The sequence below is a fragment of the Mesorhizobium sp. P2_E6 genome (assembly GCF_056403835.1).
Genome location: NZ_JBFUEQ010000008.1, coordinates 70,892 through 84,882, shown reverse-complemented (window position 1 = coordinate 84,882; position 13,991 = coordinate 70,892). Strand labels below are relative to the sequence as shown.

The following is a 13,991-nucleotide window of genomic DNA, read 5'->3' as shown; positions in this document are numbered from 1 at the left end:
GTTGGGTTGAACCGGCCATGCCGGAACAATGGGGAAGTTCGCAGCGCGAGGAGTTGCCATGCTCTGGAGAGGCCGTCGTCAGAGTGACAATATCGAGGACGACCGCAGCGACAGCGGCGGCGGGCTCGGCGGCGGCAGCCCCGGTCAGTTCCGCATTCCGATTGGTGGTCGCGCCGGGGGCGGCGGCAGCATCTTCCTCGTCATCCTGGTGGTGCTGGCCGGATGGTATTTCGGCTTTGATCCGTCGACGATCCTGGGTGGCGGCGACGGCGGCCTGCTGCCGGGCGGCGGCGGGCAGATCACCGACGACAGCGGCGGCCAGGACAGCGGCGCGGGTGCGCCCGCCAACGACGAGATGAAGCAGTTCGTCGCCACCGTGCTGGCCGAGACCGAAGACACCTGGACCGGCATCTTCAAATCGCAGGGCCTGACCTACGAAGACCCGAAGCTGGTGCTGTTCAGCGGCCAGGTCCGCTCGGCCTGCGGCTTTGCCTCCGCAGCAGCCGGACCCTTCTATTGCCCCGGCGACCACAAGGTCTATCTCGACATGACCTTCTTCCAGCAGCTCGACCAGCAGTTCGGCGCCTCGGGCGAGTTCGCCCGGGCTTACGTTGTCGCGCATGAGGTTGGCCACCATGTGCAGAACCTGACCGGCATCATGTCTAAGTTCAACCAGATGCGGCAAGGCATGAGCGAAGCCGATGCCAACCAACTGTCGGTTCGCATCGAGCTTCAGGCCGATTGCTTCGCCGGTGTGTGGGCACATTACACCGCGCAGAAAGGCATATTGGAGCAGGGCGACATAGAGAGCGCGCTGAACGCCGCCAAGCAGATCGGCGACGACACGCTGCAGAAGAAGACGCAAGGCTATGTCGTGCCGGAAAGCTTCAACCATGGCACCTCGCAGCAGCGGCAAACCTGGCTGGCGCGCGGCTACAAGAGCGGCAAGCTTTCGGATTGCAACACGCTGAGCGGCCCGATCTGAGAGACCGTTTTCCGAGATCGACCTGACGGCGAACCGCCGTCAGGGGATGTCAGGATGAAAATATCAAGCCTGTTCCCTTATTGTTCCGGGCGACAAGCTCGCCTATAAGGTGCGTCCGCCTGCGCCCCAGGGCGAGCAGAGGAGCTTGACCCTTTATGATCGACCCCAAAACCGCCAGATGGGGCCTTGCGCTCGTCTTCACGACGCTGCTGCTCGATATCATCGGCTTCGGCATGATCATGCCGGTGCTGCCGGCCTATCTCAGGGAGTTGACCGGCGTCAGCATCAGCGGAGCGGCGATCGAGGGCGGTTGGCTGTTCTTCGTCTATGCGGCGATGCAGTTCTTCTTTGGGCCCATCATGGGTGGCTTGAGCGACCGTTTTGGACGGCGGCCGATCCTGCTCGCCTCGGTGCTGACCTTTTCCATAGACAACCTGATCTGCGCCGTCGCCTGGTCCTTCCCGATGCTGTTCATCGGGCGCGTGCTGGCCGGCATTTCCGGCGCTAGCTATTCGACCACATCCGCCTTCATCGCCGACATCTCCAACGATGAGAACCGGGCGAAGAATTTCGGCCTGCTCGGCATCGCTTTTGGCGTCGGCTTCGTCATCGGGCCGGTTCTGGGCGGCCTGCTCGGTACGTTCGGGCCGCGCGTACCGTTCTATTTCGCCGCTGGGCTGGCTTTCGTGAACTTCCTGATTGCGCTGTTCCTGTTGCCGGAAACGCTCGACGACAAGCATCGCCGCCGCTTCGAGTGGAAACGCGCGAACCCGGTTGGGACGCTCCTGCAGATGCGCCAATACAAAGGCATCGGCTGGATCGGGCTTGTCTTCTTCCTGATGACGCTCGGGCATATGATGTATCCGGCGGTATGGTCCTTCGTCTCCAACTACCGCTATGGCTGGAGCGAGCAGCAGATCGGCTTTTCGCTCGGCGCCTTCGGCCTGTGCGGGGCGATCGTCATGGCGACGGTGCTGCCGCGCGTGATCCCCAGGCTTGGCGAGTGGAAGACGGCAGCCATCGGCCTTGCCTTCACGGCGCTCAGCGCCTTCGGCTACGCCTTCGCGTCGCAAGGCTGGATGATCTATGCGGTGATCGTCGTCGGCTGTCTGGAAGCGCTGGCCGACCCGCCGCTGAGGAGCCTCGCCGCCGCCAAGGTGCCGCCTTCGGCGCAAGGCGAACTGCAAGGCGCGATGACCTCGATCTTTTCGATCACCTCGATCATCACACCGCTGCTCTATACGGCGATCTTTTCTTGGTTCACCGGGCCGAGCGCGCCCGTGACCTTCGGCGGCGCGCCCTATCTGGTTGGCGCGTTTTTCCTGACGCTGGCACTCATCGTCTTCGTCACCAAGGTGGCAAAGCCGGTGGCGGTCAGAAACGTCACCACCAGCGTGGCGGAAGATGGAGCGCAGATATGAGCGACGACGGGCGCGTGAGGCGCGCGCCGCTTCCGGTTAAGCCCGCTCCGCCAGCAATTCTTCGCCGCGCTTTTCGCGGATCAGATTGACGAAGCGGCGGAACAGATAGTGCGAATCCTGCGGGCCGGGCGAGGCCTCGGGATGATGCTGGACCGAGAACACCGGACGGCCGGTCAGCGTGATGCCGCAATTCGAGCCGTCGAACAGCGAGACATGGGTTTCCTCGACGCCTGATGGCAGCGAGTCCGCATCGACGGCAAAGCCGTGGTTCATGGAGACGATCTCGACCTTGCCGGTGGTGTGGTCCTTGACCGGATGGTTGGCGCCGTGATGGCCCTGATGCATCTTGGCGGTCTTGCCGCCCAGCGCCAGCGCCAGCATCTGGTGGCCAAGGCAGATGCCGAACACCGGGATGTCGGTCTTCAGCAGGTCCCGGATGACTGGTACGGCATAGTCGCCGGTGGCTTCGGGATCGCCGGGGCCGTTGGAGAGGAAGATGCCGTCGGGCTGCATGGCAAGGATTTCTTCAGCGCCGGTCTTGGCCGGCACCACGGTGACCTTGGCGCCGAGGCCGGCGAGCAGGCGCAAGATGTTGCGCTTGACGCCGTAGTCGATGGCAACGATATGCATCGAAGGCTCGGCCTGTTCGCCAAAGCCTTCGTTCCAGACCCATGGCGTCTCGCGCCAGACCGAGGACTGACCTGACGTGACTTCCTTGGCGAGATCGAGCCCGATCAGGCCAGACCACGCGGCGGCGCGCTGCTTCAGGTCGTCGAGGTCGAAGACGCCGTCGGGCGCATGCGCAATGACTGCGTTGGGCATCCCCTTTTCACGGATCAGCGCGGTGAGCGCGCGGGTGTCGATGCCCGACAGGGCGACGATGCCGCGCTTCTTCAGCCATTGGTCGAGACCGGTACCGGCGCGGTAGTTGGACGGGTTGGTGACATCGGCCTTGAACACGGCACCGACAGCGCCGGCGCGTGCAACCGGATTGAGATCCTCGATGTCCTCTTCATTGGTGCCGATGTTGCCGATATGCGGGAAGGTGAAAGTGACGATCTGGCCGGCATAGGATGGGTCGGTGAGGATTTCCTGGTAGCCGGTCAGCGCCGTGTTGAAGCAGACTTCGGCGACGGCGGAGCCGGTGGCGCCCAGGCCGCGACCCTCGATGACGGTGCCGTCGGCCAGCACCAGAAGGGCGGTCGGCCTTTCGGTTGCCCAAGCGGGGGTCATCTCGGCCATGGCGGCGCTCCTATCAGTCTGCACGCTGCAATCGGCCTGGCGGACCATCTGCGCGGCAAATAGCGCGAAGCGGCGATTTCGCGGCTTCCACGCAGTCAAGCTTCAGTTCATGCAAGGCCCAGTACATAGGGGAAGGGCGCAAAGCGGTCAATGATCATGCGCAATCCCGCTCCGATTTATTTCATCTAGCAATATCAGTGGCTTGCCTGGCAATATCAGGGTTTGCGTTGGCCTGTCCCCGGCGCTATTGTCCGCGCCGATCGAAGGAGAAAGCACCATGCGTGGCAAAATCGCCGAATCCCTGAAGAGCGCGATGAAGGCGCAGGACAAGCACCGGCTGCCGACATTGCGGCTGATCCAGGCGGCCATCCACGACCGCGACATCGCCAATCGTGGCGCCGGCAAGGGCCCGGCCGGCGATGAGGAAATCCTGCAGATCCTGGCCAAGATGGTGAAGCAGCGCGAGGAATCGGCCAAGGCCTTCGACGATGGCAAGCGGCCGGAACTGGCCGCGCAGGAGCGCGGCGAGATGGAGATCATCCGCGCCTTCCTGCCAACGCAGTTGGATGATGCCGCGGTGGCCGTGGCCGCGCGCGAGGCGATCGCGGCGACGGGTGCGGCCAGCCAGAAGGACATGGGCAAGGTGATCGCCGCGCTGAAGCAGAAATATGCCGGCCAGATGGATTTCGGCAAGGCGAGCGGCATCGTCAAGGGCCTGCTGCAGTAGGCTTGCCGCCCATCGCTAACCGGGGCTTGCGACCGTCAGCGGTTGCCAATTCGGCCTGACCGTTCACCAATGCCTTCGACAACGATGCGGATCAGGTGCCTGATCTCGTCTTGCCTGAAAGGCTCTCCCGGGAGCGCCGAAAGCATCGCCTGGCTGGGCGGCAGCCTATCCGGGTGCGGAATTCAAGACCCCTTGCAGATCGGCAGTGGCTGGGGCGGTGGTGCCGGATGATCCGTCTTGTATTGGGCGATGATCGGCTCGAGGGTTTTTCTCGGCCAGAATTTCGGCGCGCCGATTTCCTTCAGGCAGGATGCGTTCCAGTAGGGCATACCGCCCGACTGCGAACGGTGTGCCACTACCGCGGCAATGTCGCGTGATTCCGGATAGATGTAGAGCGTCGTCGGGTTGTCCTTCACCATCGAGATGATCTGCCGCGCATCCGCCGGCGACCAGCTGGTGCAGCCATTGCTGCGACCGCCAGGATAGTCCACCAGCTTGCCGAACGGCACCAAACCGTCATGATCGGCATATGAGCTGTTCGGATTTTTGCGCATGCACTGGGCGCGCAGCACCTGCGCCGCATGGCCGCCGATCACCCGCTGCCTGGCATTGGCAGCTTCGCCTTCGCCGTCGAACTGTATGAAGGTGCGCAGGAAAGCCGCGTCCTGCTTCGCACCGGTGCGATAAAAGCCTTTGAACGAAGTTTTCGCCTCGCGGGTCATATAGGCGCCGCCTGCGGTCAGTTCCGAATCCATGGCATTGCCGAAGTTCTTCGAGCATCGCCTGCCATTTGAAAAATCGACAGTGCCTCTGAGGTTGCGGCCGCCGCCGTGACCCGACGGAATTGCGCGAAACGACTGGCTGGCTTCGCAGATGACATAATACCGGCGCCCGAGCACGCCATTGCCGAGATCGCCGGGTCGTGTCGCGTCCATGGCGAAATAGCAGGGGTTTCTGACCGCACCTTGCGCCACCTTTTTCAGGTAAAGCGCGCGGGCCCGCTCCAGGACCACTTGCGAGATCTGACCATCGCTGTCGCCGACATGGGCCTGCAACCAGGCGGGAACATCGGGAAGCGCGGCCAACGACCGCGCCGACACTGTCAAAGCGATCACAGCAAGGAGGAGGCTGGCGACGACACCTAGAGGGACAGATCTCAACCGCACCTGATCAACTCTCCCACCCGTTCGCAATTCCTTGCGGTGTTGCCGCCGCGAATCGATCATAAATCGCCTCGCGCCAATCGGCGAAACACATCTTGTTTAGCAGGCCGCCCAAGCGGTGTTTTGAAAATGGTCAGGCAATCCGCAAGCTAACCACGCGAAGCCGGAAACCAAGGCGCGTTTGTCAGGCGGTTGCCGTCAGGTTCAGCAGGTGCGCAATCGGTGTCGGATTGTGCTGTGCGCGCAGTGCGTCGGCCGACTGCCGAACGACTTCCGAAATCCGCAGCAGCTGTTTGGCGATCGGGCTGGTCTTGCGCCAGACCATGCCGATCGTCCGCGAGGGCTGGGGGCTCCTGAAGCGCGCAATGGAGACCGACGCGGAGCGCGTCTCCACCGGCACGGCCATTTCCGGGATCAAGGTGACGCCGATGCCGGCGCTGACCATCTGGACCAGGGTCGACAGCGAGCTGCCGTCCAGCAACTCGCGTGGCCGTGCTGAATGCATGTTGCAGAAGGAGAGTGCCTGGTCGCGGAAACAATGGCCTTCTTCCAGCAGAAGCAGCCGCATTTCACGCAGCATTTCGCGATTGGGCACCGGCTTTCCCTCGTCTTCGCCGGGCCGGACCAGGACGAAGGCCTCGGCAAACAGCACGATTTCCGTCAGCGACGGTTCGGACACCGGCAAGGCAACGATGGCCGCATCGAGCCGACCGTCCGCCAGTTCCTGGATCAGCTTCTGCGTCTGCGTCTCGCGCACATGGATATCGAGGCCATCATGCATGCTCGAGAGCTTGCCAATGATCGTCGGCAGGAGGTAGGGCGCGATCGTCGGGATGACGCCGATGCGGAGCCGGCCGACCAGCCTGTCGCGCGAGGAACGCGCGAGATCGGCGAGTTCGTCCACCGAACGCAGGATGTCGCGGACGCGCAAGGCAAATTCTTCGCCGAAATTGGTCAGCCGGACCTGTCTAGCGCCTCTTTCGAAAAGCTCCGTGCCCAGCGTTTCCTCCAGTTCCCTGATTTGCACCGAAATGGCAGGCTGGGAGATCGCGCAGGCGTCGGCCGCGCGCCCGAAGTGGTTGTGCCGCGCCAACGCCTCGAAATAGCGCAGCTGCTTCAGCGTCAGGTTTGTCATAATGTCACCTTATCGCTGTAATCAGGAAATCCAACTTAAATTAATCGCGCAGCTTTGCTATAGGAGCTGCAAGGGAGATGAGGAGCAGCCGGGACGGCTTCGTCCGGGGCGTGCCCGCAGCGACAGGAACATCCAAGATATTCGGTCGCGTATCTGGCATACGGTCATGCGCCAGCCATGAAACGGACCGCTTCCAGGGACATCCTTTGTCCTTGTTCACGCAGCAGTTGAAACAGCTCAACACAGCCACGATCGGAGAAAAACATGGACGCACAAACAGACGACCCCAGCACGGGCAAATGCCCGGTCGTGCACACAGCCGTCGGCAGGGTCAACCGCGACTGGTGGCCGAATCAGCTCAATGTCCAGATTCTCCACCAGCAGTCGCCGCTGTCCGATCCGATGGGTGAGGCGTTCGACTATGCCGAGGAATTCAAGAGCCTCGACCTCGACGCCGTGATCAAGGACCTGCATGCGCTGATGACGGACTCGCAGGAGTGGTGGCCGGCCGATTTCGGCCATTACGGGCCGCTGTTCATCCGCATGGCGTGGCACAGCGCCGGCACCTACCGCATCGCCGACGGTCGCGGCGGCGCCGGTGCCGGCCAGCAGCGTTTCGCGCCGCTGAACAGCTGGCCGGACAACGTCAACCTCGACAAGGCCCGCCGGCTGTTGTGGCCGATCAAGCAGAAGTACGGCCGCAAGATCTCCTGGGCCGACCTTCTGATCCTGACCGGCAACGTCGCGCTGGAATCGATGGGCTTCAAGACCTTCGGCTTCGCCGGCGGCCGCGCCGACGTGTGGGAGCCCGAGGAGGACATCTATTGGGGTCCGGAAGGCAAGTGGCTGGCCGACGAGCGCTACAGCGGCGACCGCGATCTCCAGGATCCGCTCGGTGCCGTGCAGATGGGCCTGATCTACGTCAACCCGGAAGGACCGAACGGCAAGCCTGATCCGCTGGCCTCGGCGCGCGATATCAGAGACACCTTCGCGCGCATGGCCATGAACGATGAGGAAACCGTCGCGCTGATCGCCGGCGGCCACACCTTCGGCAAGACCCATGGTGCCGGCGATGCGACGCTGGTCGGCGTGGAGCCGGAAGGTGCCGACATCGAGCAGCAGGGCCTTGGCTGGGCGAGCACGTTCGGCACCGGCAAGGGCGGCGACGCCATCGGCAGCGGCCTGGAAGTCACCTGGACGACGACGCCGACGAAGTGGAGCAACAACTTCTTCGACAATCTGTTCGGCTTCGAATGGGAGTTGACCAAGAGCCCCGCCGGGGCGCACCAGTGGACGCCGAAGGGCGGCGCGGGTGCGGGCAGCGTGCCGGATGCGCACAACGCCGGAAAGCGCCACGCGCCCTCCATGCTGACCACCGACCTCGCTTTGCGGTTCGATCCTTCCTACGAGGCGATCTCGCGGCGCTTCCATGAGAACCCGGCTCAGTTCGCCGACGCATTTGCGCGCGCCTGGTACAAGCTGACCCACCGCGACATGGGCCCGCTGGTTCGTTATCTCGGCCCGTTGGTTCCAAAAGAGGAACTGCCCTGGCAGGACGTCATTCCGGCGGTCGATCATGTGCTGATCGACGAAGAGGACGCTGCAGCACTGAAGGCCGAGATCCTGGCGTCCGGCCTGTCGGTGTCGCAGCTGGTGTCGGCGGCGTGGGCGTCGGCCTCGACCTTCCGTGGCTCCGACAAGCGCGGCGGCGCCAATGGCGCGCGCATCCGCCTTGCGCCGCAGAAGGACTGGGCCGTCAACCAGCCGGCGGAACTCGCCAAGGTGCTCGACAAGCTCGAAGCGATCCGCAAAGCGTTCAACGCTTCGCAGACCGGCAGCAAGAAGGTCTCGCTTGCCGACCTGATCGTTCTCGGCGGCGGTGCCGCCGTCGAGAAGGCTGCGAAGGACGCTGGCCACAGCGTCGACGTTCCCTTCTGGCCGGGCCGCATGGATGCCTCGCAGGAGCAGACGGACATCCACTCCTTCGCACCGCTGGAACCGACCGTTGACGGTTTCCGCAACTATGTCAGCGGCAAGCAACGGCTGACCGTCGAGGAGGCGCTGGTCGACCGCGCGCAACTGCTGACGCTGACGGCGCCGGAGATGACGGTTCTCGTCGGCGGCCTGCGCGTTCTCGGCGCCAATGCCGGGCAGTCGAAGCACGGTGTCTTCACCAAGCTGCCGGAAACGCTGAGCAACGACTTCTTCGTCAACCTGCTCGACATGGGCACGGAGTGGAAGGCGACCTCGGACGCCAAGGACGTGTTCGAAGGCCGCGACCGCAAGACCGGTGAAGTCAAGTGGACCGGCACCCGTGCCGACCTCATCTTCGGCTCGCATTCGCAGCTGCGCGCGCTGGCCGAAGTTTATGCGACCGCAGACGCCAAGGCGAAATTCGCCAGGGATTTCGTGGTGGCATGGACCAAGGTGATGAACGCCGACCGTTTTGATATCGCCTGAGCTCGGCAAAAGGCACTGGCGCGGCCTGGGAATGGTTGCGCCAGAGCGTCGGTTCCTCCCAAGGGATAAGACCAGGGCCGCGTTTCCAGCGATGGGAATGCGGCCTTGTCGCAAGAGGGTGCGCCCTGGTGGACCGTGCCTTCCCAGGCAATGCTGCTATTTTACAGGCGCAGCTCTTCCGCCGGTGCACCATGGTCGAACTCGTCAAACCCGCGCTTGAACATTTGCCATCCTACAAGGCGGCGCTCGAGCGCGGCTGGTCGCCGGACAATGTGCGGCTCGAGCGAGCGACGCGCGAGCAGCTTGCGGCCATCGAAAAGGATCCGGTGGCCTTTCTCGCCGACCTCGATGACCCCCTGGCCAAGGGCGGCCCTATAACCTTGCCCGACGGCAGAAAGGTGCCGCGCCTGCCGGGCTTTCGGCGCTGGATCTGGGACGGCGAAGCTTCAGGTTCGATCGGCTTTCGCTGGCAGCCAGGTACGGCTGCGCTACCGCCGCATGTGCTCGGCCATATCGGCTATGCGGTGGTGCCGTGGAAGCGACGGCGTGGCTACGCCACCGAGGCGCTGCGGCTGATGCTGGACGAGGCGAGGGCGGTCGGCTTGCCTTATGTCGAGATCACCACCAAGCCGGGCAATCCGGCGTCGCACAAGGTGATCCTGACCAATGGCGGCAAGCTGGTCGAGCGTTTCTTCGAGGATGCCGCCTATGGCGGAGCGGAAAGCCTGCGGTTCCGGATCGAGCTGTAGCGGGCGCGCGAGCCCTCCTCACCCGTGCTCGTCGGCGCACAGCGCGTGGTCGGACAAGGCGCGGATGACGTAGCAGTCGCCGACCGTATTGCCGTGGCAGCAAGACGCGATGCGTTCGAGTTCGGCCTCCAGCCGCTGCAGCTGGGCAATCTTTTCCCGCACCGAGATCAGTTGCTCCCCGGCGATCCGGTCGGCATGGCCGCATGGCTGCTCGGGGTGGCCGCTCAATTCGATGAGCGAGCGGATATCCTCGACGGCGAAGCCGAGGTCGCGGGCGTGACGGATGAAGGCCAGCCGCTCGAGCTCCTGCCGGCCATAGCGGCGCTGGTTGCCTTCCGAACGCTCGGGTGCGGCAACCAGGCCCATCTGCTCGTAGTAGCGGATGGTCGGCACCTTAACCCGGGTGCGGCGGGAGAGATCGCCGATCGAAAACATGATTTTGCCTCTTGAAGCTCTAGTGACTAGAGCAATTACAGTGTCCGACATCAGGGTTCAAGACCCACGCGGCGGCACGCCACGCGGGCAAGGCAGACAGGTGAAGCGATGACGGCGCCCCTCAAGCAACCAAGTATCAGGCAGACACGGTTCAAGATCGACGGCATGGACTGCGCCTCCTGCGCGGCCAAGATCGATACGGCGGTGCGCCGTCTCGATGGCGTCGCCGACGTCTCGGTTTCGGTGACCGGCGCCAGCATGACGGTCAGCCACGGCGGCGTACTGCTCGAAGACAAGGTGCTTCAGCAGGTGACGCGGCTTGGCTACGCCATCGCCAGGGCGGAAGCCAAGATCGACGGGCGCGCTTCAGTGGCCAAGGCACATGATCATGCTGATCACGATCATGAAGGCCACGACCATGGCGGCGAGCCGGTCGGCGAGCGGACCGTCGGTTCCGCCCATCTCCACCGCGATGCCGAGCCGGGGCAACCGTGGTGGCGCAGCCGCCGCGCTGCGCTGACGCTGGCCGGTGCTGCAGCGCTTCTTGCCGCCTACGGCATCGGCCATCTGTTCCCGGCGGTCGAGCGCGGGGTTTTCCTGGCCGCGCTGCTGGTCGGCCTGGTGCCGATCGCCCGGCGTGCGCTGATGGCGGCACTGGCCGGCACGCCGTTCTCGATCGAGATGCTGATGACCATCGCCGCCGGCGGTGCGGTGATGATCGGAGCCACCGAGGAAGCCGCCGCCGTGGTTGTGCTGTTCCTGATCGGCGAAATGCTGGAAGGCGTCGCTGCCGGCCGGGCACGGGCCAGCATCCAGGGCCTTGCCGACCTGGTGCCGAAGACGGCAATTGTCGAGCGTGCAGGCGGCACGGTCGAAGTCCCCGCCGAAGACCTTGCCGTCGGCGACGTGATCGTAGTGCGGCCAGGTGATCGTATCCCGGCCGATGGCGAGATCGTCGAGGGAGCGAGCGCTATCGACGAAGCACCTGTGACCGGCGAGAGCACGCCGAAGCGCAAGGGTGTCTCGGACGGTGTCTTCGCCGGCACGATCAGCACCGACGGCGTGCTCAAGGTTCGGGTGACGGCTGCCGCGTCGGACAACACAATCGCTCGGGTGGTGCGGCTGGTGGAGGAAGCGCAGGAAGCCAAGGCGCCGACCGAGCGCTTCATCGATCGCTTCTCACGGTACTATACGCCTGCTGTGCTGGTGGTTGGGGCGCTGGTGGCGCTGCTGCCGCCGCTGGTTGCCGGCGGCGACTGGAACGAATGGATCTACAAAGGCCTGGCGATCCTTTTGATCGGCTGCCCCTGCGCGCTGGTCATCTCGACGCCGGCGGCGATCGCCGCGGGCCTGGCGACCGGCGCGCGGCATGGCCTGTTGATGAAGGGCGGTGCCGTGCTGGAAGGCTTTCGCCGGATCACCGCCGTCGCCTTCGACAAGACCGGTACGCTGACCGCGGGCAAACCGGTGGTTACCGACATCGTGGCCTATGGGCTCGACGAACGCACCGTGCTGGCGCTGGCGGCAGCACTTGAGCAGGGCTCCAGCCATCCCCTGGCGGTGGCGATACTGGACAAGGCCAAGGCCGCCAAGGCGCCGGTGCCGCCGGCCCTGGCCGCGAAGGCGATTTCAGGCAAGGGCGTCGAGGGCAGCGTCGGCGGCGTCGCGGTCTTCCTCGGCTCCGGTCAGGCGGCGGGCGAACGTGCTGCGATGACCGAGGCGCAGCGGCTTGCTATCGACAGCCTCAACGGCCAGGGCAAGACCGTCTCGGTGCTGGTGGCCGATGGCGTGGTGGCCGGGCTGATCGCCATGCGCGACGAGCCGCGGCCGGATGCGGCGGCCGGCATTGCGGCGCTAAAGGCCGAAGGCATCCGCGCTGTGATGCTGACCGGCGACAACCGACGCACGGCCGAAGCCATCGCCGCTTCGCTCGGCATCGAGGCGCGGGCTGAGCTCTTGCCTCAGGACAAGCTGCGCATCGTCGGCGAATTGCAGCGCGGGGGGCTGAGGGTGGCCAAGGTTGGCGACGGCATCAACGACGCACCGGCGCTCGCCGCCGCGGACATCGGCATCGCCATGGGCGGCGGCACCGATGTGGCGCTGGAAACGGCCGATGCGGCGATCCTGCATGGCCGGGTCATGGATGTCGTGCGGATGGTGCGACTGTCGCGGGCGGTGATGGCCAACATCGGCCAGAACATCACCGTGGCGCTCGGGCTGAAGGCGGTGTTCCTGGTCACCACCATTGCCGGCATCACCGGCCTGTGGCCGGCGATCCTGGCCGACACCGGCGCCACCGTGCTGGTCACCGCCAACGCCATGCGCCTGCTGCGCTGGCGCGGCTGACGCGCTTTTGTCTTGTGCTCTACTCGGCTGGGGCCGTGAGCGGCGGCGTGGCGTTGCTGCGTCCTTCCCAGACATAAGACGCGAGCGCCACCGCAATGGCGACCAGCATGGCGATGGCGCCAAGCAGCGGCAGGCTGCGGTAGCCGTAGCCAGCATTCAGCATCGCCGAGCCCAGCGATGCCGCAAGCGCGATGCCGACATTGAAGCCGGATGGAATGAGCGACGAAGCGAGATTGGACGCATCGGCGGTCCAGGCCAGGATACGGGTCTGGATCGGCGTGCCGATGGCGAAGTTGAGACCGCCCCAGACGACAATCGCCACAACCATCGGCAAGGGGTAGGGGCTGACGGCATAGATCACAGCCAGCGTCACCGCCTGCAGGGCTAGCATGGTGATCAGCGACGGCATCAGCTTCCAGTCGGAGAGCTTGCCGCCGAGGAAGACGCCGAGCGTGGCGCCGACGCCGTTGAGCAGCAGCACCCACGGCACCAGGCTTTCATCTAGGCCGGTGATTTCGAGCAATGTCGGCGTGATGTAGGTGAACAGGCCGAACTGGCCGATCATCAGCATCAGCATTAGGATCAGCGAAGTCCAGACCTGCTGGCGCGCCAGTACGCGAACTTCGCGCGCCAGGCCGGCGGGCTTGACCTGATATCCGGTGGTGCGCGGCAAAAGGGCTGCCATGGCAAGCGTTGCCGCGACACCCAGCGCACCCATCACCCAGAAGGTCGCGCGCCAGCCCCAGATGTTGCCGATCGCGGTGCCGGCCGGCACGCCGATCACGTTGGAGACGGTAAGCCCCGACAGAATGACGGCGACCGCCATGCCGCGCTGGTCCTCGCGCACGAGACCGACCGCCACGACCATGGCGACGCCGAAATAGGCGCCATGCGCTATCGCAACGGCAATGCGCAGCAACAGCATTGAGGTGAAATCGGGCGCCAGAGCGCAGGCCGCCTGGCCGATGGTGAAGGCGACGGCAAGGCCGAGCAGCAAGCTCTTGCGCGGCAGCGACTTGGTGGCGAGCGCCAGCAGCGGACCGCCGATGGCGATGCCGCAGGCATAGCCCGAGACGAGATAGCCGGCCGATGGAACCGAGACGCCAAGCCCCTCCGCAACCTGCGGCAGCACGCCGGCGATGACGAATTCGGTGGTGCCGAAAGCGAAGGCGGCAATGAACAGGGCGATGAGCGGAAGCGACATGGGAAGGCCCTAGCTGGAACGGCCTCAAACCACGGATGGGCGTTGCGGGCAATCCAGAAATCTTTGTCGCCACTTTAGGTTTTCTTGAGTGGAACGTGCGGGCGTGGAACGGCCGATCTCCCTC

Annotated in this window: 11 protein-coding genes; 6 read left to right on the top strand and 5 right to left on the bottom strand. The window is 64.6% G+C overall.

Annotation, left to right across the window (positions count from 1 at the left end; translation table 11 throughout):
• Positions 1-58: 58 nt before the first annotated feature.
• Both ypfJ and AC1D08_RS20755 read left to right on the top strand, forming a co-directional pair.
• Positions 59-985: a KPN_02809 family neutral zinc metallopeptidase gene (gene ypfJ, locus AC1D08_RS20760; protein ID WP_477228134.1), complete on the top strand. Its 927-nt coding sequence runs from the start codon at positions 59-61 to the stop codon at positions 983-985.
• A 155-nt stretch (positions 986-1,140) separates the two neighbouring features.
• Positions 1,141-2,406, top strand: coding sequence for a TCR/Tet family MFS transporter (locus AC1D08_RS20755; RefSeq protein ID WP_457151326.1), 1,266 nt, complete (start codon positions 1,141-1,143; stop codon positions 2,404-2,406).
• A gap of 36 nt (positions 2,407-2,442) precedes the next feature.
• Here AC1D08_RS20755 and carA read toward each other — a convergent pair whose 3' ends face one another.
• Entirely contained in the window at positions 2,443-3,648 is a 1,206-nt protein-coding gene (carA, locus tag AC1D08_RS20750) for a glutamine-hydrolyzing carbamoyl-phosphate synthase small subunit (protein ID WP_457151325.1), read from the bottom strand.
• A 277-nt stretch (positions 3,649-3,925) separates the two neighbouring features.
• On the opposite strand from carA, the gene AC1D08_RS20745 reads away from it, so the two are divergent.
• Positions 3,926-4,375, top strand: a complete 450-nt coding sequence (locus tag AC1D08_RS20745; protein ID WP_457151324.1) for a GatB/YqeY domain-containing protein — start codon at positions 3,926-3,928, stop codon at positions 4,373-4,375.
• Between the two features lie 182 nt (positions 4,376-4,557).
• On the opposite strand, the gene AC1D08_RS20740 is transcribed toward AC1D08_RS20745, so the two are convergent.
• On the bottom strand, positions 4,558-5,541 hold the full coding sequence (locus AC1D08_RS20740; RefSeq protein ID WP_477423887.1) for a hypothetical protein: 984 nt from the start codon (positions 5,539-5,541) through the stop codon (positions 4,558-4,560).
• A gap of 181 nt (positions 5,542-5,722) precedes the next feature.
• Complete coding sequence (locus AC1D08_RS20735) at positions 5,723-6,673, bottom strand: hydrogen peroxide-inducible genes activator (protein ID WP_457151322.1); 951 nt, start codon at positions 6,671-6,673, stop codon at positions 5,723-5,725.
• A gap of 264 nt (positions 6,674-6,937) precedes the next feature.
• Here AC1D08_RS20735 and katG point away from each other — a divergent pair, with 264 nt between their 5' ends.
• Positions 6,938-9,133 (top strand): catalase/peroxidase HPI, encoded by a 2,196-nt coding sequence (gene katG / locus AC1D08_RS20730; RefSeq protein ID WP_477423885.1) that lies wholly within the window; start codon positions 6,938-6,940, stop codon positions 9,131-9,133.
• A 191-nt stretch (positions 9,134-9,324) separates the two neighbouring features.
• Entirely contained in the window at positions 9,325-9,882 is a 558-nt protein-coding gene (locus AC1D08_RS20725) for a GNAT family N-acetyltransferase (RefSeq protein WP_457151320.1), read from the top strand.
• An 18-nt stretch (positions 9,883-9,900) separates the two neighbouring features.
• Here AC1D08_RS20725 and AC1D08_RS20720 read toward each other — a convergent pair whose 3' ends face one another.
• Positions 9,901-10,317, bottom strand: coding sequence for a MerR family transcriptional regulator (locus AC1D08_RS20720; protein ID WP_457151319.1), 417 nt, complete (start codon positions 10,315-10,317; stop codon positions 9,901-9,903).
• Positions 10,318-10,425: 108 nt separating this feature from the next.
• Between AC1D08_RS20720 and AC1D08_RS20715 the strand changes: the two genes are divergently transcribed.
• Positions 10,426-12,663 carry a heavy metal translocating P-type ATPase gene (locus tag AC1D08_RS20715; protein WP_457151318.1) on the top strand — a complete coding sequence of 746 codons (2,238 nt, stop codon included), beginning with the start codon at positions 10,426-10,428 and terminating at the stop codon, positions 12,661-12,663.
• Positions 12,664-12,682: 19 nt separating this feature from the next.
• Here the strand turns inward: AC1D08_RS20715 and AC1D08_RS20710 are convergent, their stop codons facing one another.
• On the bottom strand, positions 12,683-13,867 hold the full coding sequence (locus AC1D08_RS20710) for an MFS transporter (protein WP_457151317.1): 1,185 nt from the start codon (positions 13,865-13,867) through the stop codon (positions 12,683-12,685).
• Between the last annotated feature and the right edge of the window lie 124 nt (positions 13,868-13,991).